General features: G+C 46.7%; 29 protein-coding genes and 1 pseudogene. 17 read left to right on the top strand and 13 right to left on the bottom strand.

Going from position 1 to position 24,123, the window contains the following annotated elements; translation table 11 throughout:
- The first annotated feature begins 8 nt into the window (after nt 1-8).
- The gene (locus M5J74_RS30135) at nt 9-989 is read left to right on the top strand and encodes a cation diffusion facilitator family transporter (protein ID WP_250017643.1); all 981 of its coding nucleotides are present in this window, start codon (nt 9-11) and stop codon (nt 987-989) included.
- Between the two features lie 397 nt (nt 990-1,386).
- Nucleotides 1,387-1,809 (top strand): annotated as a pseudogene (locus M5J74_RS30130) (cation diffusion facilitator family transporter); the annotation flags it as partial.
- Between the two features lie 7 nt (nt 1,810-1,816).
- Here the strand turns inward: M5J74_RS30130 and M5J74_RS30125 are convergent.
- On the bottom strand, nt 1,817-3,241 hold the full coding sequence (locus M5J74_RS30125) for a rhodanese-like domain-containing protein (RefSeq protein WP_250017641.1): 1,425 nt from the start codon (nt 3,239-3,241) through the stop codon (nt 1,817-1,819).
- A 52-nt stretch (nt 3,242-3,293) separates the two neighbouring features.
- Nucleotides 3,294-3,743, bottom strand: a complete 450-nt coding sequence (locus M5J74_RS30120; RefSeq protein WP_250017640.1) for a beta-lactamase hydrolase domain-containing protein — start codon at nt 3,741-3,743, stop codon at nt 3,294-3,296.
- 91 nt (nt 3,744-3,834) lie between these two features.
- On the opposite strand from M5J74_RS30120, the gene M5J74_RS30115 reads away from it, so the two are divergent.
- The 11 genes from M5J74_RS30115 (at nt 3,835) to M5J74_RS30065 (ending at nt 13,053) form a co-directional block, all read left to right on the top strand.
- The gene (locus tag M5J74_RS30115) at nt 3,835-4,179 is read left to right on the top strand and encodes a helix-turn-helix transcriptional regulator (protein WP_250017638.1); all 345 of its coding nucleotides are present in this window, start codon (nt 3,835-3,837) and stop codon (nt 4,177-4,179) included.
- Nucleotides 4,180-4,445: 266 nt separating this feature from the next.
- Complete coding sequence (locus tag M5J74_RS30110) at nt 4,446-5,696, top strand: PcfJ domain-containing protein (RefSeq protein ID WP_250017636.1); 1,251 nt, start codon at nt 4,446-4,448, stop codon at nt 5,694-5,696.
- A gap of 118 nt (nt 5,697-5,814) precedes the next feature.
- Nucleotides 5,815-6,750, top strand: coding sequence for a hypothetical protein (locus M5J74_RS30105; protein WP_250017635.1), 936 nt, complete (start codon nt 5,815-5,817; stop codon nt 6,748-6,750).
- Between the two features lie 188 nt (nt 6,751-6,938).
- A complete protein-coding gene (locus M5J74_RS30100; protein WP_250017633.1) occupies nt 6,939-7,124 on the top strand; it encodes a hypothetical protein in 186 nt (61 codons plus the stop codon).
- A gap of 162 nt (nt 7,125-7,286) precedes the next feature.
- Nucleotides 7,287-7,682, top strand: coding sequence for a single-stranded DNA-binding protein (gene ssb, locus M5J74_RS30095; protein WP_250017631.1), 396 nt, complete (start codon nt 7,287-7,289; stop codon nt 7,680-7,682).
- 106 nt (nt 7,683-7,788) lie between these two features.
- Complete coding sequence (locus tag M5J74_RS30090) at nt 7,789-8,208, top strand: hypothetical protein (RefSeq protein ID WP_250017629.1); 420 nt, start codon at nt 7,789-7,791, stop codon at nt 8,206-8,208.
- A gap of 403 nt (nt 8,209-8,611) precedes the next feature.
- Nucleotides 8,612-9,241, top strand: coding sequence for a ParA family protein (locus M5J74_RS30085; protein WP_250017627.1), 630 nt, complete (start codon nt 8,612-8,614; stop codon nt 9,239-9,241).
- The gene (locus tag M5J74_RS30080; protein WP_250017625.1) at nt 9,172-10,158 is read left to right on the top strand and encodes a ParB/RepB/Spo0J family partition protein; all 987 of its coding nucleotides are present in this window, start codon (nt 9,172-9,174) and stop codon (nt 10,156-10,158) included. Before M5J74_RS30085 ends, M5J74_RS30080 begins: the two co-directional genes overlap by 70 nt.
- 52 nt (nt 10,159-10,210) lie before the next feature.
- On the top strand, nt 10,211-10,459 hold the full coding sequence (locus tag M5J74_RS30075) for a hypothetical protein (RefSeq protein WP_250017624.1): 249 nt from the start codon (nt 10,211-10,213) through the stop codon (nt 10,457-10,459).
- Nucleotides 10,460-11,275: 816 nt separating this feature from the next.
- Nucleotides 11,276-12,748 (top strand): toprim domain-containing protein, encoded by a 1,473-nt coding sequence (locus M5J74_RS30070; protein WP_250017622.1) that lies wholly within the window; start codon nt 11,276-11,278, stop codon nt 12,746-12,748.
- Nucleotides 12,749-12,834: 86 nt separating this feature from the next.
- A complete protein-coding gene (locus tag M5J74_RS30065; protein WP_250017621.1) occupies nt 12,835-13,053 on the top strand; it encodes a hypothetical protein in 219 nt (72 codons plus the stop codon).
- A 233-nt stretch (nt 13,054-13,286) separates the two neighbouring features.
- Here the strand turns inward: M5J74_RS30065 and M5J74_RS30060 are convergent, their stop codons facing one another.
- The 6 genes from M5J74_RS30060 to M5J74_RS30035 form a co-directional block, all read right to left on the bottom strand.
- Nucleotides 13,287-13,775, bottom strand: a complete 489-nt coding sequence (locus tag M5J74_RS30060) for an RES family NAD+ phosphorylase (RefSeq protein WP_250017619.1) — start codon at nt 13,773-13,775, stop codon at nt 13,287-13,289.
- Between the two features lie 27 nt (nt 13,776-13,802).
- Nucleotides 13,803-14,171 carry an MbcA/ParS/Xre antitoxin family protein gene (locus tag M5J74_RS30055; protein WP_250017618.1) on the bottom strand — a complete coding sequence of 123 codons (369 nt, stop codon included), beginning with the start codon at nt 14,169-14,171 and terminating at the stop codon, nt 13,803-13,805.
- A gap of 73 nt (nt 14,172-14,244) precedes the next feature.
- The gene (locus M5J74_RS30050) at nt 14,245-14,424 is read right to left on the bottom strand and encodes a hypothetical protein (RefSeq protein WP_250017617.1); all 180 of its coding nucleotides are present in this window, start codon (nt 14,422-14,424) and stop codon (nt 14,245-14,247) included.
- An 85-nt stretch (nt 14,425-14,509) separates the two neighbouring features.
- Nucleotides 14,510-15,262 carry a hypothetical protein gene (locus M5J74_RS30045; RefSeq protein ID WP_250017616.1) on the bottom strand — a complete coding sequence of 251 codons (753 nt, stop codon included), beginning with the start codon at nt 15,260-15,262 and terminating at the stop codon, nt 14,510-14,512.
- On the bottom strand, nt 15,259-15,810 hold the full coding sequence (locus M5J74_RS30040; protein WP_250017615.1) for a hypothetical protein: 552 nt from the start codon (nt 15,808-15,810) through the stop codon (nt 15,259-15,261). The genes M5J74_RS30045 and M5J74_RS30040 overlap by 4 nt, the downstream gene beginning before the upstream one ends.
- 25 nt (nt 15,811-15,835) lie before the next feature.
- A complete protein-coding gene (locus M5J74_RS30035; RefSeq protein ID WP_250017614.1) occupies nt 15,836-16,588 on the bottom strand; it encodes a Uma2 family endonuclease in 753 nt (250 codons plus the stop codon).
- Nucleotides 16,589-16,844: 256 nt separating this feature from the next.
- Between M5J74_RS30035 and M5J74_RS30030 the strand changes: the two genes are divergently transcribed.
- Nucleotides 16,845-17,864, top strand: coding sequence for a tyrosine-type recombinase/integrase (locus M5J74_RS30030; protein ID WP_250017613.1), 1,020 nt, complete (start codon nt 16,845-16,847; stop codon nt 17,862-17,864).
- A gap of 166 nt (nt 17,865-18,030) precedes the next feature.
- Here M5J74_RS30030 and M5J74_RS30025 read toward each other — a convergent pair whose 3' ends face one another.
- Together M5J74_RS30025 and M5J74_RS30020 are read right to left on the bottom strand one after the other, a co-directional pair.
- On the bottom strand, nt 18,031-19,485 hold the full coding sequence (locus M5J74_RS30025; protein ID WP_250017612.1) for an SAVED domain-containing protein: 1,455 nt from the start codon (nt 19,483-19,485) through the stop codon (nt 18,031-18,033).
- A complete protein-coding gene (locus M5J74_RS30020; protein WP_250017611.1) occupies nt 19,482-19,850 on the bottom strand; it encodes a hypothetical protein in 369 nt (122 codons plus the stop codon). The genes M5J74_RS30025 and M5J74_RS30020 overlap by 4 nt, the downstream gene beginning before the upstream one ends.
- A gap of 364 nt (nt 19,851-20,214) precedes the next feature.
- Between M5J74_RS30020 and M5J74_RS30015 the strand changes: the two genes are divergently transcribed.
- Nucleotides 20,215-21,582, top strand: a complete 1,368-nt coding sequence (locus tag M5J74_RS30015; RefSeq protein WP_250017610.1) for an IS4 family transposase — start codon at nt 20,215-20,217, stop codon at nt 21,580-21,582.
- Here the strand turns inward: M5J74_RS30015 and M5J74_RS30010 are convergent.
- The 3 genes from M5J74_RS30010 to M5J74_RS30000 are packed head-to-tail and all read right to left on the bottom strand — an operon-like array spanning nt 21,568 to nt 22,970.
- A complete protein-coding gene (locus M5J74_RS30010; protein ID WP_250017609.1) occupies nt 21,568-22,005 on the bottom strand; it encodes a Mov34/MPN/PAD-1 family protein in 438 nt (145 codons plus the stop codon). The two genes, M5J74_RS30015 and M5J74_RS30010, sit on opposite strands and share 15 nt — an antisense overlap.
- Nucleotides 22,002-22,382, bottom strand: coding sequence for an E2/UBC family protein (locus M5J74_RS30005; RefSeq protein WP_250017608.1), 381 nt, complete (start codon nt 22,380-22,382; stop codon nt 22,002-22,004). Before M5J74_RS30005 ends, M5J74_RS30010 begins: the two co-directional genes overlap by 4 nt.
- A 3-nt stretch (nt 22,383-22,385) precedes the next feature.
- Nucleotides 22,386-22,970: a multiubiquitin domain-containing protein gene (locus M5J74_RS30000; RefSeq protein WP_250017607.1), complete on the bottom strand. Its 585-nt coding sequence runs from the start codon at nt 22,968-22,970 to the stop codon at nt 22,386-22,388.
- A gap of 38 nt (nt 22,971-23,008) precedes the next feature.
- Here M5J74_RS30000 and M5J74_RS29995 point away from each other — a divergent pair, with 38 nt between their 5' ends.
- Together M5J74_RS29995 and M5J74_RS29990 are read left to right on the top strand one after the other, a co-directional pair.
- The gene (locus M5J74_RS29995) at nt 23,009-23,359 is read left to right on the top strand and encodes a helix-turn-helix domain-containing protein (protein WP_250017606.1); all 351 of its coding nucleotides are present in this window, start codon (nt 23,009-23,011) and stop codon (nt 23,357-23,359) included.
- 45 nt (nt 23,360-23,404) lie between these two features.
- Entirely contained in the window at nt 23,405-23,986 is a 582-nt protein-coding gene (locus M5J74_RS29990; RefSeq protein ID WP_250017605.1) for an ImmA/IrrE family metallo-endopeptidase, read from the top strand.
- Nucleotides 23,987-24,123 lie beyond the last annotated feature (137 nt).

Below are 24,123 nucleotides of genomic sequence, written 5' to 3'. Positions count from 1 at the left end.
TTTTAGTAGTGAAGGAATATTCTGATATTTATCACCCTGCAATCGCTCCTGAGTGCAAACACTTCCATCAGAGCGATGCAGAAGTCGCGTACGCAAAGCAAAAGGTACGGCGACTCTGGATTGTCCTGGGATTGCGGAGTAGCCTGTTGCTAGTGGAACTGACAATTGGGTTCTGGACTCATAGTCTGTCACTGCTAGCAGTTGCAGGACATATGCTTTCGGATATCTTCACGCTAGGAGCGGCGCTAATAGCAGCTTCTCTAGCACAGCGTCCAGCCATAGGTCAGGCTACTTTTTGGTATCGACGGCTAGAGATTTTAGTGGCACTGATGAATGGATCGATCCTAATCGCGATCGCCGCTCTCATCGCCTGGAAAGCGATTGAGCGATTCCAAGCTCCAGAACCAGTTTTAGCTTTACCCACACTGATTGTAGCGGCACTGGGCTTGGCGATTAATAGCTTGCTTGTCAGCTTGCTGCACGAAGACAGCGATCGGGACTTGAATCTACGGGGTGCTTTCCTCCATGTGGTTGCCGATGCCGCCAGCTTTTTCGGCGTAATTCTAGCAGCAATAGTAGTTTATTGGTTCAATTGGTTTTTGGCAGATGCAGTTGCTAGTTTGTTCGTTGCCTGTCTCATTTGTCTGAGTGCCTTGCCGCTCGTTTGGGATAGCTTGAGAATTCTGATGGAATACACTCCTCCAAATATTGACGTATCTGCGGTTGAAGCTGTCTTAAGTGCCAACGCCTGCGTCCGACAAGTAGACAAGCTGCATATCTGGACAATTACCTCTGGGCAGGTGGCGCTGTGCGCTCATTTAGCTGTGGAATCTCTGAACGCTCAAGAGCGAGATAGTCTGCTCTTGCAGTTGCAAGCTCAATTAGAACAAGCGTTTGGAATTGGCGAGTCCACTTTGCAGATAGTAGCCCTCAACGAAAGCGATTCTCCTTCGGAGACGCTACGCGAACGCACTTCTTACCTTTGCTAGATAGAGATCGCTAGAAATTTTAAATGAGTTCTTGTTGTGAAAAGATTTATTCTATCTAAGCTCAATACATACGCGCTATTAGTCAGCGCGAACGAAATAAGGAAACAGCGACTGATATAGGTCACCAAAGAGCAACAGTTATTAAAGCAGGTAATCGCACAAATAGTGAGATTGAAAAAACAAGCATAGCATACTGCTTCTATTTTAAACTTCTCAAGCGAATCCAACTTGCTCTCAACCCAAATTCTGAAAAAGATGTTGTCAGTGGTTAAAGCTTTGAGCGATGAGGTACTAAAGTAACTCCCACAGATGAAGGCTCTCTGGAAGCAAACCGTAGGAAGAAAAGCAAGTTGGAATTGTATCAAAGCCTGTCGCAAGCGCAAATAGAATTGTAAATACCATGAGGGGTGTCCTGGCTGGCATTGCCATTGTTGCCACAGGTTGGCTGTGGTTCGATCCAGCGATCGGTTTAATCGTCACTGCGGTCATCCTCATAACTACCTGGCAACTGTTCCAAGAGTCTCTCAATTTAATTCTAGATGCGGTTCCAGCGGGGATTGAGCCGCTAGCTGTCCGCACCTATTTAACCGAACGTCCTGGTGTAGCTTCTGTCCACGACCTGCACGTTTGGGCAATGAGTACAAAGGAAACTGCCCTCACCGCTCATTTAGTCATGCCCGCAGGTCATCCAAGCGATGCGTTTCTCGTTCAAGTCAGTCGAGAACTGCGCGATCGTTTCGGTATCGAACACGTCACGCTTCAAGTCGAAGTAGGCGATCCCAATTACCCTTGCGCCTTAGCTCCCGACAATCTTGTCTAGATGCAAGCTATTTCGTGCTGACTGCTGCATCTTTACGCCTGTCGCGAGAGGCGACTGGTAAGTTCGCACTCTGCCAAGCATTCCACGAACCAGGCACGTTGATGACCTGCTCGAAACCATGCTTCTGTAAGATACTTGCAGCGATCGAAGCCCGATAACCGCTGCCGCAATAGGTGGCAATAGTTTGGGTTTTATCTAACTCGTCAAGATGTTCCTCTAAATGCGGTACGTAAATGTGTTTAGCACCAGGCACGTTACCGTTGCTGTACTCTCCATCCGATCGCACGTCTAACACCGTAATATCTGGATCGTCTTTGTGCTGGTTCAACTCATGCACAGTCCACTCACCCAGGTGTTTTAGGGGTAAGCCTGCGTTCTGCCAACTCGTCATGCCATCGTGGAGATAGCCTGCAATGTTGTCATAGCCCAGTCTGAATAACTGTTGGGAAGCTAAAGTTACGCCGCGTTCGCTTTCCAACACCAACAAAATGTTCTTCTCAGGATCGATCGTCCAACCAACCCAGTTAGGAAATTCAGGACGCAGGGCAATATTAATCGCACCAGGAATGTGTCCGCCACCAAAGGCGAGGATGGATCTGGCATCGATGACAACAGTATTTTCATCCTGCATCATCTGTTGGAATTCTTGAGGCGACAGCGGCGGTAAAATTGGCACGTCACCTAAAATCTTTGCACCTTTGGCATTGACTTTTTTTAATCTGGCGTAGTGCCTTGGTGGTTCTGGCATGCCAGCCAAAATCCACTCGACAAACTCTGCTTCGCTACGTTCCTTGAATGCTTCGCTAAAGATTCGCTCGTTACCAATTGTACTCTGTCGGCGATCGCCAATCGATTTTCCACAGGCACTCCCCGCACCGTGAGAGGGATAGATTTCCATGCGATCGCCCAATGGTACGAGTTTGTCAAATAACGAATGATAGAGTTGTGCTGCCAGTTTCTTTTCAGTCCCTCCACCCAATAAATCGGGTCGTCCAACATCTAAGTTAAATAAGGTGTCGCCCGTAAAGATGCCAAATGGTGCTTCACCCTGCTTAGCATCGGAGATCGAAAAGGAGACGTGTTCAGGTGTATGTCCTGGGGTATGTAAGGCGCGTAGGGTCACGTTACCGAGTTTTAACTCGTCACCTTCACTCAGTTGTTGTAACTCGAACTGGTAATCGCTACTCTTGCCACCGTATATCGGCGCACCCGTTCTAGCTTTCAGTTCGTGAGAACCGGATACAAAGTCGGCATGAATGTGAGTCTCGATAATCTGCACGATCCTCACACCAAGTTCTCTTGCTCTTTGAATGTAAATATCTACGTCGCGACGGGGATCGATAACTGCTACGACTCCTGCTTTGTCGTCACCCACAATATAGGATAGGTGGGCTAATCCCTCGGCATCGATCTGTTCAAAAACTAGTGCCATTTTACTTTCTCCTGCAATCGTACATGAGGCGATCGCACCACATAAACTTGACTTATTCCTGCTGCTGGTGCGTGGCAACGTAATGCTCTAAAAACTGCTTCATTTGAGGATTGGCATTACAGTCAAAGCCAACTTCGCCTGCTTTCTCAAATACTTGCTCTGGAGTCATGCCTTGCCGTGTTGCCACGTTCATAAACGCCATTACACCCGCCCGCATAGAGCTAGCACAATGAATCAAAGCGGGTTTGGGTAATTTATCGATCTGCTCTAAAACTTGGGTAGTTAACTCGTCAGTCATCTCGTTTGGCTTGACTGGAATATTGGCGTACTGCAATCCTACGGCTTCTGCCTGTTGTTGCTCGTCTTGAAGAAAACCTTGTTCTTCAGGCGATCGCAAATTCAGCACAGACTTGAAACCCTCGCCAGCTGCCCGCTGCAATTGCTCTGGTGTTACCTGCCCTGCCACTGATAGCTCGTCATTAATCTGTTTGACGTTTTCCATACTTACCTCTTAGTCTTTTTGTACCTACCATATTACCATTTGGTAATATGGTAGTGTTTCTGCGTTAGTTAGATGTCGTTTTTAGGTTTGTATGCTAAAGCCTTCTCCTCAAGCCCTGACTCCAGTGGCAGAGTTTTTCAAAGTTTTGTCCGAAGTCAGTCGGCTGCAAGTTTTGTGTTCTCTCAAGTCGGGAGCGAAAAACGTGACGGAAATTATCGCTGCAACTGGACTGGGACAAGCGAATGTTTCCAAGCAGCTCAAGATGCTAACGCAAGCAGGTATGGTCGTTCGCCGTCCAAAGGGAATTAGCGTGTTTTACGAGATCTCCGATCCGATCGTGTTTGAGCTTTGCGAAATAGTCTGCGATCGCCTAGCAGTAAGACTTGAGGAACAAACCCAACAATTAGAGGACCTTCAGAACTTACGCGATCGTTAAATAGACCTAAAGGAATTGTTTGCATTTGAATTGACAATATGCCAAAGTCGAGTGCTGCTAAATCCACCGCATGAAGTTCGCGAAGCTTCCTGGCGGCAGAAGTTTCTGTCTTTTAGACAAAAAATACTGACACGACGGCAATTATTTACAGTTTTTGCTGAATCATTCTTCTACACGAGTTCCAATCATTTGACAAGTTGGCTCGCGGATTGCCATCAATAATAAATGCTGCGCATCGACATGGAGAATATCGATGGAGCGCGAGAATGGACAAGACTTACAAAATTGCTGCCAACGGCGGCATCTACTGGCAGGGGAAATACGGCATATTGTTTCTCGACCGTGCAGAAAATAAAGTGTCTTTGCGGTTGCGCCAAAAAGTGAAAGGCGAGTTCAAGACTACCAAATGGCTCTGTTTTTCCCTGAGAACGAGCAAGTTGCGCGTCTACATGTGGAGCAAGCGATATGGAGTGCGCGATGTTACCTACAGCGACACCGAGTGCATCATTTACAAGCTTGCGAAAGCGGCACGGGTGGGTGGCTGCGACTCTCGGAATTTACCGATAGCATTGGTGAAGCAAGCCGTAGCCGAACTGTTGCAAATCGAGAAATGCCCCAACCTTTACGAAACAACTATTGCTGAGGCATTGCCATTTCTCCAACAGTATGATTCCATTCCTCCGATTCCCCCTATACTGCGGCAGGGATTGAAACGAGAAAATCTCAAGGATGCTGTCAAAATCTGGTTTGGCAGGGATAGCAAGCAGTTGCTCAAACTCGCGGCACGACTGCTGGAGGCACAAGTAGAATATAAGAGGAAATGTCTGTGGGCAGTTCAAACCAACTGGTTGGCGCTAGCAGTGTCCTTCGCCCAGCAGTGGCAACTCGACTACATCCATACCCTGTTGGAACTGAAGCCAGTCGAAATCGATCCCAAACGGGTGCATCACCTATTGCAACAGTATTCGCCCCAGCGGACGCTGAAGTTACTGGAATCGGCAGCAGAAGAGTACAACGCCAGCTACCTACTAGATGCAGCTAACATGTACTGGCAAATGTCAAAGGATCTGCCCCACTACAAACTGCCCCCGCGCCCGCGATCGCTCTGTCAGTTGCACGACTGGATACAACGCGACTACAACCGCTTTCGCAGCGAACGAGAAGAAAAACGCCGCCTGCCGATCAAAATGCTAGAGAAATTAGACGGCACGGCAGTCAACGATCTTGTCTTTGTCATCCCCAGAACCGCTCGTATGCTACTAGAGTGGGGGAACGCTCTCAACATTTGTATTGGGAGCTACGCCGACAAAGCGATAAAACGGCACTGTTATCTGCTCGGTGTGATGGCGGAAGGAGAGCTGAAATATGCCATTGAGATCGACCGTCAAGGTCGGATAGTGCAGTTTAGCGGTCGGAGAAACAGCCGTCCGGCTGCCCAAGACCGAGCGGTAGTCGAAGCATTTCTGCGACCGAGGCTGGAAGAACTATTTCCCAGCAAGTCACAGATCGCAAGTTAAACCCGCTCTCTAAGCGCACCTGGGACCCCTGCCTGACTCGTGAAGGCAGAGGTCTAATTTTTTTCTACCAACGAAAGTGCTTGCACTCTCTCCACGCACGAGTGCAGGTTAGATTTATATGAAACCAGGCTTCTATGCTGTTATTGGCAACAGCGATTACATAAGATTAAACGAAAGCAAGATACCGATTTGGGAACTGCTTGACGAGCAACCCACGGGTTGGTTGCGATCGCTTGCCAGCCGACCCACAGTGATGCCCGACCGCCAGCCGATGATTTGGGATTGCGGTGCGTTTGGCTACCGAAATCTCGACATTCCTCAAATTCGCGGTAGATTTGTGACCGCACATTTTTGTATTTACCAATATGCACGCTTGAGCAAACCTGGAGATGCGATCGTCGCACCAGATCATCTACTCACAGGCAATCGCATTGACGAGCGCAGAAAGTTTAATGGGCAACAGGTAATTGAATTCATTAAGTTAGCTGCATTGAAGTTGCCCGATCGGATACCAATGGCTGTGGTTCACGGACTCACCCTAGCCGAACGCATTCAACGAGCGATCGAACTGTATGAGATCGGATATCGTGCCGTTGGAATTGGAGGACTCGTAGCAGGAGCAAGAAATTTTCACAGCAGCCGAATCGCGATCGCGGCTACTATTGAAGCAATACGTCAATTTGACACAAACGTTCATTTTCACGTTTTCGGACTTTGCAGCCCAAGATATGCAAGAGCATTCAACCAGCTAAAAGTCAGTTTTGATGGCTCCACCTATGCTAAAGAAGCATTTATAGCTCGTAACTTCTTGATGAATCAAGGTGGCAAGCTCGTTCGCTATCCTGCCGCTAAAACCGATACTAAGGCGATCGCCCCCAGATGCTGCTGTCGTGCCTGCAAGATTCTGCGCCAGTATCAGATTGACCCCAGATATTACGGCAGCAGGCAGCACGATATCGGCAGGCTTGCTCATAACCTCAATCAACTGCTGCTAGCACATAATCACGCTACGAATACATTAGCAACATGTCAGCTATTCCAACTTCAGTGCTAACCGCTTTACTGTTTGCCTACCAACATACTGAAAAGTAGTGAGTTTGTATCCAATCTAGTCAAGGATCTGCATAACGCAGCATTTTGAGTCAGTTTTTCGCTAACCGACACGATCTTACCAGTTGCTAAAAATTCAAATAACTCGCAGCGCGTTGCACGAACGAGATAAAGTTATCGAGTGTTAACAATATGAACGTTTCATCTACGACAAACAATGCAATTACAGTGTCCTTCGATGCTCTGAACGAAATATCCAACAGGCTGCGGCAAGCAGGCGCGATATTTTTCGTCAAAAAAGTAGGGAAAGACCAATATCAAATTATTCTCAAAAAACCGCCAGTTGCGTATGTTTCAGAGCTTTTAAAGCGATCCTGAATCTTCCGTGTCCATACACAAAGCAACTCAAACAACAATAGATGCCTAAGCCAATACTACATATTCGAGCGTAGATGAAAAATTCAGGGATTTTTTGTCAGGAACCCAGGCAATTAAGTGCTTCGCACGCCCAACTAGAACCATTCAACACAAAATAGGCGTATGACATATCTAAACTCCGTCACAGTTATCGGTCGAGTTAGCCAAGACCCCAATATCCGCTATTTTGAAAGCGGAGCAGTCAAGGCATCGGTATCGATGGCTGTACGTCCGCCATATAAAGCTGAAGAACCGCAGTGGTTTGACGTAGAAGCCTGGGGAGCGCAGGCAGAAGTGATTGCTAACTACGTTCGTAAGGGGACTGGGTTAGCCGTCAAAGGCGAACTGGTATTCGACCATTGGGTTGACAAAAATACAGGCGCACCCCGCAGCAAAGCATTCATCAGAGTCAAGCTGCTCGAATTGCTAGGTTCGCCCCGCGAGCGACAAGAATCTACTGGGGCAACCAGCGAATTTCCTACGCCAGACCTCGCCACCATCGCCAACGCCCAGTTCTGATTCCAACGAATTTAACTATACTGCTTCCCCAATTTTCTCGCAACGAAAGTTGGGGAAATAGCTTGTGTTCCCCATTATTAATCTCAAACATCATCCAATTAAAACCATGATCATCGCCACTCTGACGATCGCTGTAGAAACAATTAACGAACAACACGACACCGAAGGCATGAAAATCTGTAACGGTGTTGCGTCAATTCAAACCTACTCAAAGGATGGTCCCGTGACCGAACAAATTAACTATCGCTGCCGAGGCACTGGTGCCGTGCAAATCGGTGCAGCAGGTACAGGCACTCAAGGTATAGCTATCGGCTACGTAGACTTCATTATCGTTAACCAAGACACATACAAAGAAAAGATTCCCTGCCTTGTCATCGATAGCTTCATTCCCAGCCAGTCGGATACGATCCCCGCTACGCCCACGCCTGCCGCACCCGAACCCGTACTTGCAGGAGTCAGTGCTGCGGTCGGTAACGGCAGCATTCCTCAGATAGAGGATGACACCGACACGGACATCCCATTCTAATCGCCGATCAATTCAACAAAATATTCAGAATTAGTGTCGCCTTCGCGCTGACATTAATTCTTTTTTTCTGTTAAACAACATATTGTGAAATGAAGTTGGCTCCCAAGTCATGCCATTGGAGCAAGTGTATGGAGTTCGTCGAGCAAATATTCGTGCTGAAAATCGCTTTTGGAGTCTCTGGTTAGGCAATCGTCTTTTCTGACAATCATCACCGCTGTTTGTAACACACTGACTGGCTAGAGGCTTAGATGCTCCTGAACTAGGAAGGAAATGAGAAATACAGCGATCGAAGTAAGGAACGAGTCAATGGTTAAATTTCACTCAATTGAAATTCCTGGTTTTTTTGTTGACTGCACAACTGATGCAGTTTAAATTTGTCTGTACAACGAGGAGAAGTATTCTTGTGCAACCAAGTACGAAATTTATTACTCTGACTTCTTACAAAGGCGGTGTGGGCAAAACGACTAGTGCTGTCTGTCTGAGCTGCTTGTTTTCCAACTACGGACAGGTTATGCTGATTGACTCCGATCCCAATCGCTCGGCAACTGCTTGGGCAAGTTCGGGAAACTTACCGTTTAAGGTGGCAACCGAGAACACGGCAACAAGGCTGATGGCAAAAACTCACTTTGATTTCGTTGTGATTGACACACCTGCCCGACCTGCCGAAGTGGAAATGCAGGAGCTAGTTGAAGGATGCGATCTACTACTACTTCCTACAACTCCTGACTCGCTTGCCATGAAAGCAATGATGCTTACCAGCCAAAGCTTACCTAAAGGGACAAATTACCATATCCTCCTGACGATGGTGCCGCCACCTCCTCAGAAAGACGGAGAAGACGCGCTCAAGGTGCTGCAAGAAAAAAATTTTCCTGTTATAAAACATAGCATCAGATTGCTCAAAGTCTATAAAGATGCAGCAGCAGTTGGGCTACCTATCAATAGTATGAAAGGAGGTAAAAAAGCATGGCAGGATTGGATAGAACTGGCAAAACTCAGTCCGATATCCGAGCTGATAAGTTCCGAGATATCCTAAACTTTGTCCCAGAGAATTTATCAGAAATCGCCGCCAATGCCGAGCGAGATGAGATAAATTTTGACGGCAAGCATCAAGTTGGGTTGAGCGAGATTTGTCTGCCTCAACAGCAACCGCGCCGTTATTTCGATCCTCTCGCTTTAAAAGAGTTAGTAGCTTCAGTCAAACAGCATGGCATTCTTCAACCCCTACTCGTGCGCCCTCTCTCTTCAGGGAGGTATGAATTAGTTGCAGGAGAACGGCGTTACCATGCTGCTAAAGAAGCCAATTTAATCGAAGTCCCTGTCGTCGTTCGGGAACTTAGTGACGAAACTGCTTTACAGCTAGCTCTAATTGAGAACTTGCAGCGAGAAGATCTTAACCCTGTAGAAGAGACAGAAGGAATTTTACAACTACTAGCACTCAAGTTAGAAATAAGTTCACCAGAAGTAGCGAAGCTACTATACCGAATGCAAAATGAAGTCAAAGGAAAAGTTACCCATAACGTTATGGGTAGTCTGCCAAACCAGGTCGTCCAAGCTACGTTTGAAGCTATCGGGCTGATGGACTGGGAATCTTTCGTGACTAATCGCTTGCCTTTACTCAATCTCCCTAGCGACATTCTAGAGGCTTTACGCCAAGGAAAGATTGCTTATACAAAAGCTCAGGCAATTGCTAGAGTCAAGGATGAAGAGCAGAGACAAGCTTTGTTAGAGACAGCGATCGCCCAAGACTTATCTCTGAGTCAAATTAGAGAATGGGTAGCCAGTATTGCTGACGAGCTAGCAAATTCAATTAGCAGCGAAACTTCATCACTGAAAAGCCGTATGGATGCGGCCTACCGCCTGGTGAAAAGGTCAAAAATTTGGGCAGATCCCAAAAAGCAAAAGCGACTAGAGAAGCTTCTAGCAGAATTAGAAGCATTAGCCTCTAAATAATTACTTCTTTCGTTATCATAGCGTTTACACAGCAACAAGACTTTCTTATTCCATGCCATCCAAACAGGTTTTTGTGAGAGAATACACTGTCCGAGCGCACGAGCGGACAATCCACACTCGCTTATACAAATTCATCTGCCAACAGTGCCAACAGCCTACAGAAAGAGAATCTTATGGTCCCAGACCGCTCTACTGCGAAACTTGTCGCCTACCTCATCAACTTCAAGATGCGAGTAAGTTGAAAAGACGCAAGCCCAGACCCGTCTTGGTCAAACGCTCGAAGTCGAAAACAAAGTCTTAGCACCTTGCAGATTAATTGCAGTCACGGGAAAAATCCGTTGAAGATCGATGTATTGACGGCGTGGTGTTAGTCGTTCCCTATACCCAGACAAGCTGCTGATAGTTTCGTTACCACACTGTGACGGGTAAGGAATTGGAAGAATGCAAGATGTAAGTGATTTTGCATGGTGCCGCATAAAGGGCGGAAAGAGGTTGGCTTGCAAAGCGTTAAGACTACGCTCGAATGCAATCGTTCTGCCATGTTCCGCCTTCAATGAAAAAGTACGCGCCTTCTGTGCGATCGTTAGCAACTTGATAGCAATCTTTGGAAAGCAATCTAGCCGCTAGCGATTTCGTACTGCAACCGATCTAAAAAACTGTTCTGGGGGATTGCCACGCCTCAAGATATCTGGTATAAATATTTACAGACGGGGTGTTCTCAAATAGCAGTAGTTTTTCCCAAAGTTTTATCTAGCTAAATTGATAATCGTAACTCTGATGAGTTGTCAGATTCGTTCGCTAATTGCAGGCAGTTTGAATTGAGTTTAACTGAAAACTCTGTGCGCCCATAGATCCGAGGGCATCAGGGTGGGGTAAAAGCAGTGCTTACTTCTGAGAAGGTTTGCTTTGCATTTGCTGCAAAGCGCGATCGCCATTTAAGGATATTTTCTTCAGTAATTGCATTTAGCTTGAAATAGTCCGTTTCCAGGATCGGTCAGCGAGAATGCAGCAACACTGAAACCATATCCATTTAGCAAGTATTCCAACTATTCCACGCACTACCACTCCAGCGTTCGAGCGAGTGAAAATATCGCTCGAACGCGACAATATACCAACTATGCCTGAATCAGTTACGCCTAGCCAACCCGACGCTGCCAAGAAACAACAACTTCTGCCGCAGTTAAAAATAAAACCAACTGTCGCCTTCAATCGAGCTACCCTCGACCGCACGAGAGAAAGGCAAAGAGAACGAGAATTGCTAACGCAGCAAATCCTGGCACTGCCTTTAGAAGACGTGGCTACCCGACTGGGCATGGCACCTAAGAAAGGAGAGAAAGGTAAATGGTGTAACGAGCAATTGAGAAACATTTCCGTGACAGCAGGTAAAGGTTGGTACGACTGGAATGCAGGCGTGGGCGGTAAAAACGCTACAAGCTTGGCGATGCACGTTCTAGGAATAGACCGACGAGCGGCGAGGGATTGGCTGGCAGTCCAGTTCGGTCTATCGCGCCCAATTTACTGTGTCTCCTCACGCAGTTCTGCTGCCACGAGACAGCAGTTTAAGCCGATAGCCAGTTTGACGAGTACACGTCAAACTTGTCGTCCGTTCGTCGTTCCCATACCGGACGAAAGCAAGTGGATGGAAGTTCAGTCCTATCTGGTGTCACAACGAGCTTTACCTCTGGAGCTAGTAGAGGCACTACACCGAGATGGAAAAATCTACGCCAGTGGCATTGCGCCAGCCGTACTGAAACGCCTGCAACAGCAGGGGAAAGATGGCAAAAAATTGACCAATGCCGTATTCATCAGGCAAGACTTACACGGCGAAGCTAAAGGAGCCTCGCTCAAAGACGTGCGGGGTAAGTTCAAGGGACTGGCAGAAGGCTCTAGAAAGGATGTAGGTTGGTTTTCCTTCATGCAGGGGCAAGGGGAAGTACAGCGGATCGCCCTTGCCGAGTCAGCCATCGACACGATGTCAGTAGCTGCTCTGACCAAATACAAGCACTTAACCACGCTGTACCTCGCTACCGACGGTACTGGTACGCTGCCACTCGAATTACTGCACGATTGTCTCACACGGGGAGGGCAAATTATTCTAGCCCAGGATGCCGATAGAGCTGGAGAGAAACAGGCGTGGAATGTCGTCAAGGCTCTAGGTAAAGGCAATATTATCCGCGCTGCGCCAAGTTTTGGTAAGGATTGGAACGAATTCCTCCAAGCAAAGATGACAGCAACTCAGTTAGAGCAGTGGTATAAAGTTTCCGAGTGGTGGCGGATCGCGCAGGCAATAGGCAAGACAAATAAGTACGTCCAAAGAGTGAAAATTGTGGCGGTTGAGGTAGAAAGCGGTCAGCCTTTGTTAAAAGAAGCTAAAGCATCTATGGAGCGAGACTTTTGTCAGTGGCAAGAGATTGGAGCTTCTTTATGGAAATGGTGGAGAGCCGCCGTCATGCTAGAAAAAACTGCTGGCGATTTACAACAGATTACCGATACTGCATTGGCTTTTTTCGCAGAGCAACACCCCTTACCTCTAACCGCAGAAATACTACTGCAAATGCAGCAGGATCTTAAACTCTCGCAGCATCTATAAGGTCTACGCTCGCGAATCCAATCCTGAAAAATCTCAAAAATTACTTTGCAACAGCACTAAAAGCGTTTATCAGTCATAACTTACCTATGAACGAAAAATCCATTTGTCAATCTATTGATTCAGCCTGTGGCAACGAACCACGCGATTTTACATCCCAGGAAAAGCAGTACATTCTTGACTGCCAAAGTAGCAATGACCAGAGCGATCGCGCCTTTTTGGACGGACTACTATTTTGGTTTGAGTCTACCGCCAGCGATGGTTGCTGGACCCAGGCTAATGTTGAGTTTATGCGGAGCTTTTACTAAGACCGCCCCTGACTGGAAGAAAATGTCTGGAAGGTAGTTATTGTTATGCTGTAGTGCAAAATTATCTCCAATTTCAATCTTTTCGCACTTTGTCGAAATCGATTTGCTCAAACCAAATTAATTTCGACAACTATCCTGCTATTGCTCAAGGAAGTCGTGCATCGATGATGCCGGAGTCATCATAGACCCGTAAGGAACTATTGTCCGAGAGCCGATTGACAAAAACAACCAGATTATAAGTGTTTGGATCGCGGGAGTCGCGGCACTTTTAAAGCTTCAATACTTTGAAGATTGTAGGCAGCAGAACCAAGCGTTTGAGTTGGTGCCATCTGTCCTTTAGCATTAAGCGGTCGCCAAGGAGCAATGAGTTCGGACAAATTCGTTTCTAGAACGCTTTGATTCTCAGGATGACAAATGTCTAGAATCGCTTGTAGTTGGTAGTCAACCGATAGCAGAATACGCGGTGGTCCTTTGACCCCCAGCAGCCCATCTTCGGTTTGGACGACAGCGTTGACTTCTTGCAACGCCGTGACGGGATTGCTAGCTAAGTATAGTGCTTCAAAAGCCTGGGGCGGGTTGTATCTGCCACCAAACTTGAGAGAACCAATCGACGATATAGTACTAGCAGCGTATTTGGCATGAACGATCCGATAAGCAACTCCTGACTCACTTAGGACTGGTAGACCAGCCAGAGCTGCGCTTAACTCGTCACCTGTTAGCATTTACCAATCCTCAGCGACCAAAATCTGCTATCCAGGTTGACCAACTTCGTAAGCGTAGATTAGTGCCTCGACTACCTCTGGTTTACCTTCAACTAAATAGGACAGTGGCGTGCGTCCCCCTAAGTCAGGATGAGGCGAGCGCAGCCAAATCCTCACGTATTCCATCGAGCCATCTAGTAGCTCGCGCAGTTGCACGATCGTTCGCACTATTCTCGCCATTTCACTTTGCAGCTGCTGTGAATCTGGATTTTTGAGCAAGCCGCGTGGCGTGCGGTGGAGAATATCAGCCATTTCCTTGGTTGTTAGATTCAGAGCCTTTGCCAAGCGCGAGGCATCGAACCGCCCAGTAGCAGGATCGTGAGCGGCTAAAATGGTATGTTCAAGCAGCCGATTCACAACTTACTTCCTCAATTACTCTTATTTAATTATTGTACGCTTGTTTGTTCCGAATTTGTTCTTAGAGTGTTCTTTAGCCGTAAAAATTTTGTTCTCGCCACCTGTCTCCCCGATTTCTCTGGGTTGAATTACAGGCTTGAGACACCTGGGTTGCTTCTGGAAGTGGAATACTATGCGATCGCCTGTAGGTGCGATCGCCTGTAGGTTCGCTGTAGAAGTCGTGCAGGGATTGATACCCAAAATCCCTGCACAATCGTAGGTAGTTGAATTACGAAAACCCCTTTTTCATAAGCGGTTCACTTTTGAGGATATGTAACTCGCAAGCTCCCTCCATAAAGTTAAATCTTTGGCGATCGATGCCCCAAGCTAACCCAGATGCCTTCAATGTCATAAAATTCCAGCCGCTGTTCTAGTTGAAATCCTCCTAACAACAGGGCTAGCCAAGTTTTAACCAGTGGCGACGAGCCTTTCACCTCATTCTCTGAGGTAACTAGATCCTGCACTTCTCGTACCAGATGGGCTAGCGTCAAGTACTCTGCCTTTGTGTTGCCAAAACAATTAGCGATCGCCTGTACCCAAACCTCTACATCTTCAGCATGGGCAATGTCGAGCAGCTTTTGCTTCATGGCATCGTTATCTAATTGAGACTCAATTTCCGATTCTGGCAAAGCTTGCAGTAGTGTTTCCTTGTCCAAAACGGCTACAACCGAGCGACCATCATCGGGAAAATGGTTTGACCCAAATGCAGGCGTTTTTCTGGGCAAACTTGGTAAAGGCTCGATAAACTGCTCGAAATCGACCTGCATCGTTTGCCGCACGTAGCGATCGAAGGCATCCGATGGCATGACTGGTCCTTCATCGCTACCAAGTGCCTGCAATTCCTCCATTGTCAGTAACGAGCGATCGCGTACCAATTGAGCCATTTTCGCGATCGCTTCTGCTGCTATCCGCAGTTTGTCCTGTAATTCCAGTGGTGCGACAGTTGACTCCAACATCAACCACAACTGCTGCAAGTCGGCATCTTCTGGAGCCAAAGCTGCTTCTGACAACACTTCCCACAAGTTTAATTCCAACTGGACGAACTGACTCATGCGATCCCTGCCTGCTGTTGTACGGGACAAAGCTGCGGGTCTAATCGCTCCTGTGCGGCAAACTTCTTAATACCGTAATTTTCTGACAAGACGCTCAACATCTTTTTAACGTATGCATGTACCTGGCTGGGTGTCATGCCGCCGCAACGAATTGTTTTGACTTCGCCATATTTCTGCTGCCCCTGCCAAATTTCTGCACCAATGGCATGGATGGGCGTATCTGTTCCGGAAGCGCGGTACACCACTAGCACGGCAAAGAATTGAGCCGTCGTTGCCTCAGTTTCAACTTCAATCTGCTCCAACTGCCGCGAGCGTTTTTGGTTACGTGAGGAATTGCGGCGATCGCGGTGACGGGCATGGGAACGGCGGCTGTAGCAAACAGCTGGATTCCAACATCTATCGCCATCTACACCATGAATTGCCTGAGCCTGCTCTGCCGAGAGCGTGGCACACTTGAGGCACTTGTCTGGGATCGCCCTAGCTTTCCTTACTGGTTCTTGGAGGAGCGCTCGTTTTGCTCTAGTTTTTCTAGCAGTTGATTTGGACATTTTTGGTTAGCCATGCTGCTTGAGTTTATTCACCATCGGGCGCATCTGGGTCAACTCCCATTGCCCGCAAGCGCTCGGCTAATCGTTCGGCTCTTGCTTGTGCTTGTTCTGTTGCGGTAGGAATCCAGTTGCCCTGGGCATCGTACCACCGCAACCATTGTCGCTCGATTCCCTGATAAGTTCCCTGCCAAAGTCCCAGACCTAAATTCAAGCCAGGTAAAAAGAAGCGCGATCGTTCGAGTATTTCTTCCTGGTATTGTCCGGCTGTTAAAGTAAAAGCTCGCAGGCGATCGCTATAGCGGTCGAATACAACATAATAGGGAACGCGCAAAATCTGCTCGTAGACTTCCCACTTCGTCGGTGGCTGATTAGTTTCCCTTTGCGTGCGTCCTAAATCTTCTCTTTCCGTGCCTGGCGACAGGAGTTCGACGACAACAGCAGGAGCTACGCCCTCTTGCCACATGACATAGCTCATGCGTAAATCTCTTCCCTCATACAACCGCTCCACCCCTAGGACAGCAAACCAGTCGGGACGCTTGTACCACAGAGGATGGCGCACGTCGTAATAAAGATTCAGGTCGCTGGCGACGAAAACCCGATCCGGCGAATAGTCGGGAGGAGAAAATGTTTCGCGTAGCAGTTGGGGTTGAAAATCGTGAAATTCGCCTCTGCAACCTGGCTCCTGGGGATCTTCGCTGGGTAAATCGTACATCGTCGGCAGCGTCTCTTTAGCAGAGCGAGGCGGATCGGTTTGTGGAATTGAAGGACGACTCAACATAGATAAACGCCAGTTTACTTAACATTTAGACATCGATTGCGTGCGAGTTTTTCCCATCAAATGACTGATTCCTCAATCGTACAGTACAAAGGTTTTTCGGCTGTTGGATCTCACTTATTTTTTTCATTTTGTCTTAGCTGTGTCTTAGAGCAGATAATGATACTTATTTGGGATTTAAATTAACCCGCTAAGTATAATTACTCAAACATCCTGGCGGTAGATCGCCACTTGACGCGATCGCTTAAACTGATAGTCAATGAAAATTGCTGGAATACGTGCTTCTATGCTTCGCCGCCCTATCCCAGATCCCGTTATTATCCCGTCCTCATCTCAAATTGCTCGTTTTGTTAGTCCAACATCAGCTACAACCCCATCTAAACAACCTACAGATCTGCGGCAGTCGCGGGTGGACGAGTTTTTGATGGCGCGATCGCTCTCGGACAATAGCAAGAAGGCATATCAGCAAGACTTACAGCGGTTTATGGATTGGACGCAGACAGCTTGGGCATCTGTAACTCCCAGGCAGGTGGCGCTGTTTAAAGATGACTTGCTAGAAGAAAAATTCCTCGCTCCAGCGACAGTCAATCGAGTGCTGACAACTCTAAAAAACTTTTATGGATGGATGGTGGATTCCGAGTACGTTGCCAAAAACCCTACCAAAACAATTGATCTACTGGAGCTAGAATCACCAGAGGCACAAGACTTGAGCGAGGCGGAATTAGTAAGTATTTATCAGGTAGCAGTAAAGAGTAATTACTGCGAGCGCAATACTGCCTTGGTTTCGATTCTGCTACATGGGTTGCGGGCAGCAGAAGTATCGGCACTCAACCTAGAAGATTACGACGGCAGGAGGTTGCACGTTCGTAAAGCCAAAAGTGACAGTAAGGGTTACGTACCGCTCAAAGAAAGAGCCAGGATGGATTTGGATGCCTACCTGGAATGGCGATCGCAGCAAGGGGAAGAACTTCAGCCCGCCAGTCCTTTATTTATCTCGCGATCGCGCCGCAGTTTTGGCAAACGCCTCACCTACTGGGGAATTCGAGATGTTGTCGATGCGATTCAGCAGGTGACGGGGATCGATCTACACGCTCATCGCTTCCGGCACACGTTTGCTACCGATTTAGTACTTAGGGGCATGGATACTTATCACGTAATGACGCTGACTCGGCATAAGTCGATGCAAAGTTTCAAACGCTATACCAAACGGGCTGACCAAATCGCCGCCGAGAAAGCTTTTTATCAGGCAGTCGGTGAAAGCGAGCCTGAAAAGGCTTGAAAAGGCTTGAATTTGAGACTGGACTTATGACTGGAGTTATAGATTTAATTCTAGTGAGTCGAGCGAAATAGTTTTGGCTCTCGCTCTAGAGCGGTATCATCACCAAGATAGTGAAAGGGGTAAAATGAATCTAATCATTTACAAGTGGGTTATCTCATCAGAAAATTTAGCTATAAATTCCAGAGAAGAGTTGAAATGTTTTAGAGTATTGACCATTAGATACCCATGCGTAGCAAGTAACTGGTGCTGTAGCGTCTAAGCGATGTCCTAGAAATAGAGCAAGATGAGCAGGTCCAGCAAGAAATAAATGGATTTCTTTACCGCCTACGCGCACTAAGTTATTGACAATTAATTTTTTAATACTTCCAACGGCTTTGTTGGCATGTTGTGGGGAAGTAATAGGCTGCTCTGCTCTAATGTGAAGCAGTGGCTCACCTGTAAGTCCATACTTCTCCAGATTGACTTCCACTTCAGGAATAATATCTCGAAGAATACCTATGCTAACAACCAGGCGGGTTCCTGTTCTGCCTATAATCTGATGAGCTAAAGGATAAACAGGAGTTTTTTGAGTGGCATGAGCATCTGTCGCCCATACCTCTCCACGGTATTCCATCTCGATGGCGTAGCCCCTAACAGCTGAGAAAACAGATCCTATTGCAAGACACGCTGCCAGACGACGATTGCCAGCAAGCCTGATTCGCTGAGTATTTCTATACTTTTCAATCCAGCTTCGAGTATCCTGTAATTCAATCAGTAAGTGATTCCACTGTTGGGACGGGGCAATCGCCCGAGTTTCACCACCAGAAAAGGGAATCCAATCGAAGCGTAAGCCTGGATGAACTGGGTTATCATCAGCAGCAATGGCTGTGTAAATCTGAATGGGTCGAAGGGTGAGTTGCTGGTTGGTCGGGATCTTCTCCCAGAGCCTAGTTTCTAACTCTTTACGAAAGATAGGGCGGTTGCGGCTCTTCCTTATAAAGGTACTCAAGTGATTATAGATATCGTCAAGAACTCGCCCTGACAAATCACCGTATTCGTCCAAATGATCGACCAGCTTTTGCTTAAATACGGCTTCACCTTGAGGTTTAGCAGTGTTCCAATCTGTCTCAACGGTCACTTTTTCTAGGAGGAAGAGTGCGTCCTGCTGCATACCACCCTTGTCCTCAATCAGTCGAACATACTCCTGAACGGAATTGCTTTTGACAGTATCCTGCTCATCATAAAAATCCTGAGATCCCTGCACTCGCTGCAAACCATTGAGTATCGGCTGCAATTCTTTCGACGCGCCTGCTCCAATTAGTATGAAGCGGCGGTAGGTGCTAGGGCTGCCAGCATCTATTTCCCGGAACCGCTTGACCTCCTTCCAGAACTCAGCTGGTTGAAGCATGTGGTCTTTGACCTCGATTAGAGCCTTGACAAAGCCTTGGCTGGGAACGCAAAATTTTGCTTCAACGTCGCCTGTTGCTTCCTTAACCATTGCCGTAAAGCCCTCCTGTGCTAACCACTCAGGAAGCCGAGCGAGGATAACGTGATCCTGGAAAGAGAACCCACCTTCTGCTATATCTCCACCACGTGATTGGGGTTCTAGAAGAGAGGGGGTGAGGCGATCGCGGTCAGTCATACAATTGCTCCCAGCTCAGCTAACTCCTTGCTGTCTTCATCAGGGTTAGCGCAACCTCCTTGAAGTTGTCGAGCAGAGGCATGGGAAGACGGACCCAGCCATTTCCCTGTGTCGAGCCATAGCTCGTAGTAGCCCAACCATAACGCTGTCCACGGGAGGATGGTTGTAGCAATCAACATATCCTGTCGCCAAGGGCTTTCCTTTGGGTAGAACAGGCAGAGTGTTCCATCACTCCAGCGGTGCGGAGCTTTAGGCAGTAATGTGGGAGTGATGACTTTTACAGTAGGGTGACAGTGAAGCTTGTAGCCGATCGCTACGCGATATTTTTGAGACAGTAGACGGGGTTGCAGTGTTCCTCTCCACACCCCGGCTCCGCGTTCACGCCTATAGGTAAACCCCGGAAACCGATGCAGAATATGTAGGCTCTGGAGTGACAGATTTACGGTCGGTTTCAGTTGAGAGTATTCAAACTTGGTCAATCCCATGAAATTTAGTTGGTTGAGATGCGAATGGCACTAAGATAAGGTGAAAGGCTCGGACAGTAAACTATACAGCCTTGTATACTATCCGGCAGCCAGCAAAGTGATTAGGTATATGGTTTCAAGCAGGTGCTTATGTGTAAGGCAATCGTGCAGGCATTAGCTAAAAAGATTCCGTAACTAGAAAAAGCCTCCAAGTCCGTGAAATACTGATTGACGATACTTGGAAGCCAATAAGACTAGTACTACTGTGACAAACCGCGTGAAAATTCTCAAGCAAAAATTTAGTCAAAGCTGGGGATTGCCATTTAGAGAGCTATTGCCAGAGTCTGTAATTGAGCAAGCGATAGACGAACTGAAAATTAAGTATCGTCGCCGCCTGTTTGACCCATTCGTAACTATATGGGTATTTCTGTCTCAAGTTTTAGATGTTGATAAAAGTTGCCACAATGCCACCAGTAGAGTCATTGCTTATTTGGTGAGCGAAGGAGTAGAAATTCCCTCAACCGACACGAGTGCTTATTGTCAAGCAAGAGCCAGGTTACCAGAAGAATTATTGCAGAAACTGTTTGGGAAAGTAGCACAAGATTTAGAAGAGAAAGTAACAGCAGAAGATTTGTGGTGCGGTCGTCATCTGAAAGTAATAGACGGCTCAACTGTCTCAATGCCTGACACTGTAGAGAACCAAAAAGCTTATCCTCAACCGAAAAGTCAAAAACCTGGATGTGGGTTCCCAATTGCCAAGATTGGTATGATATTTAGTCTAACTACAGGTGCTGCTATAGCCCTAGTTATCGATGTTCTAAACACTCACGATCTAAAGCTTGCTAGAAAATTATACCAATTTCTCAACCCCTTTGATGTAATTTTAGGGGATAGAGCCTTCTGTGCTTATGCCGATTTAGTGACGATTAAAAATCTTGACTGTGATGCAGTATTTCGGAAGCATCAGTCTCGAAAAACCCCTATGTACAGAGGTAGAATTGTTGGAGAAAGCGACAAATTAGTAACTTGGCACAAACCTAAAAGATGCCCGCAAGGACTCAGCGAGGATGCATTTGCTGCGCTTCCCTCAACTCTGGTTGTGCGAGAGATTTATTACTACATCATTATCCCTGGTTTTCGGACTACCAGTGTCAGTTTAATTACTACTTTGTTAGATACAAAAATTTATCCAACCTTGGAACTTGTGCGACTTTATGACTTGAGATGGGATGTTGAAGTAGATTTAAAACATCTCAAATCCACTTTAGGCATGGATGTTTTACGCTGCAAAACTCCTCTCATGGTTCGCAAAGAACTTTATGTTTATTTACTCGCTTATAATCTGCTACGTACTTTAATGTGGCTCTCTGGTACAACTTATGGTGTACCACCACTACGCTTATCTTTACAAGGAACTCGTCAACACTTGAATCATTTTATCCCACAAATGTTAGCTAACTCTGGGGTAAAACGCCATCACATTTATCAAACTTTACTCACGATTATTGTTCACAAACCAGTCCCGCACCGCCCTGGTCGAGCTGAACCCAGAGTAAGAAAGCGTCGCCCAAAAGCTTACCCACTGATGAATCAACCCAGAAATCAATTGCGCCAACAATTACAGGCTGCTTGATTTAACAGTGTTGTGGCTTATCTTAGTGCCATTCGTATCTGAGCCGTTGCGGTTTTGTGCCAGTTGAATTAAGTCTGGTTCGTTAGTATCATCCTGGGTAGAGAATTCTTCCAAACCTTCTGGGTGGCTGTGGAAAACGGCTACCGTCAGGTTTTTTGCTTGTGCCACTTGCAATGCCCGAACAAAAGAATCTGTTTTCCAGGTAATGTGTTTGGCAGAGAAAGAAACAAATTCATCCTCTGGCACTGGTATTACTTCATAAGAAATGAATTTTTGGTGCGGCTGTCCATCCCAAGGGTCGGCATTGATAACGGACTGACCACACAAGATATAGGCTGCTCGCTCTTTAGCATCTGTGGTTAATAGCAATTCCCGCAGGTAATTTGAATGTTGCTCTTGCAATGTCAAGCTTGCAGTACTCAAGCAGCCACCTCCAAAGCATTTTCAATCCGTTTGAGCATTGTCCATATACCATCTGTACCAGGTCGCCACTCATTGTTATGTCTTGACCATCGCTGCCATTTATGACCATTAAATTGGTGTGCTCGGTCGGCTGCCTTTGGGTATTTTGCACCCTGTACCAGCTTTACCCACGGCAGTAGGTAAAACATATCGGGGGGCGCATCTGGGTATCCGCTCGGCAATAGAATTAAGACATCTGCCCGTTCGATATCAAAACGTCCAGGTGGTAACTGAAACTCCCGTAAAATAACGCCCTTTTGACTGGCATCTACTACTTCTTCAAAAGGTAAACCTCTGTTTTCCAAGTATTGGCGGTCGTTTGAGGGTAAAAAGCTCATTACTTAACCCTCCGTTGTAGTCTTTTTACCAGTAAAGAATCGCTCGACTCTTGGGGCTTGCAAATTGACAGATTCGTTATCAGCAATCGGGCGGTCTTCTGCATCACGTACTTCCAGCCACACCCCGTAAGATACAGGGTCAACACCTGCAAGTTCCTTCAGCTTTAACCCTGTGATAATTGGTGCTCCCCACTCAAATCGCCGACCATCGATAACAAAACGGAAGGAGCGATCGCTCTTGCAAGTAATGAATCGCTCGATACCAGGCTTTCTGAGTTCAACAGTTTCATCAAGGCGGATTTCTTCTAACTGACCATTATGTAGCACTTGGAAGATAAGGTACTCATCCACAGGTCTCTTGTTTGCTTCATCAAGCAGCTGTCCTCCCGTAATCGCGGGGTCGTCTACTTTGTAACTTCGGTCATCAATCCGCACCAAGTAGTGTTTTGCAAGCGGTGGTTGTACAGCTCCGTGCTGCTTGATCCACACTTCCAGTTCAATTTCCTCAACCATGATATTATTCGTCATATTTTTGTTGCAAAGTTGACTTTCAATTTCACAAGTGAAATTTCGTCCATTATATTGCACAGATGCTTTAAAATTGCAAGAGTGAAATTGAGGATGAAATGGCAAAAGGACAGTTTGATGTTGAAGCCTTTTATGCAGCATTGGACAGCCAGCGGCTGTCTAAGCGTTTGACCTGGAAACAAGTTGCCGAAAAATCTGGTGTCAGTGCGTCTACCTTAACTCGGATCGCGCAAGGTAGACGACCAGATGTAGACAGTATGGCAGCTTTGCTAGCATGGTCTGGGCTGGAAGCAGACTCCTTCATCAAGCGCGAACAGGATACTCCAACCGAATCCGAACCACTCGCTAAAATTACGGCGTATTTGCGTGCAGACCCCCATTTAACGCCAGAAGCTGCATCTGCAATGGAAGCCGTCATTAAAGCTGCTTACGAGAAACTTCGCTCTTGATCGATAAAACGATGACATTACGCTGTGGTTTTAGGAAAGAGGCAAATGCTTATGCCAGGTAAGAAGAAGTTCCGCCGTGGCTTTAAGAAGGAGGCAAGTGCTTATGCTAGGGAGTTTAGAGCTGAGCTTGGTCTAAAACCATACGCTCCTTTATGCCCTTGGCAGCTTGCTGAACATTTAGCAATTTCCATTGTTCCACTGTCGGAATTTCAAAATAAAATTCCTGAAGCAGTTCGCTATTTCACAGAAAAAGACAGAAAAAGTTTTTCTGCGATCACAGTGTTTTATGGTACACAAAGAATAATTGTTCACAATGACGCTCACAGTTCTCTACGTCAGGCTTCCAATGTTTCTCACGAGTTAAGTCATGGCATCCTTCAACACCAGCCAGATGAAGTTTTCAACGAATGCGGATGCCGGAATTTTAACCAAGAATACGAAGATGAAGCAAACTGGTTAGCTCCGGCACTTTTAATTTCAGAAGAAGCTGCACTCTATATCGTTAAAACTGGAATGACAATAGATGAGGCTGTTGAATATTACCGCGCTAGCAAGGAAGTTATCAATATGCGTATTAATGTTACTGGAGCGCGAAAAAGAATTTCATCTCGTTGGCACGCTAGTTGAATCGGCATGTCAAATTAAATCGAAATCGCTTGAAGAATAACCAGCTTCTATCGCCTAGAAAGACAGTTCCTCTGCCTCTAAACATTCCGTTGTAGACAATGTAAGCACTACTACAGTTAGCGTAGAAAGGAAATATA

It is taken from the genome of Chroococcidiopsis sp. CCNUC1, from assembly GCF_023546805.1.
Classification (GTDB): Bacteria; Cyanobacteriota; Cyanobacteriia; order Cyanobacteriales; family Chroococcidiopsidaceae; genus Chroococcidiopsis; species Chroococcidiopsis thermalis.
The sequence above is the reverse complement of the archived record's forward strand: the minus strand, read 5'-3'. Positions and strand labels throughout refer to the sequence as shown.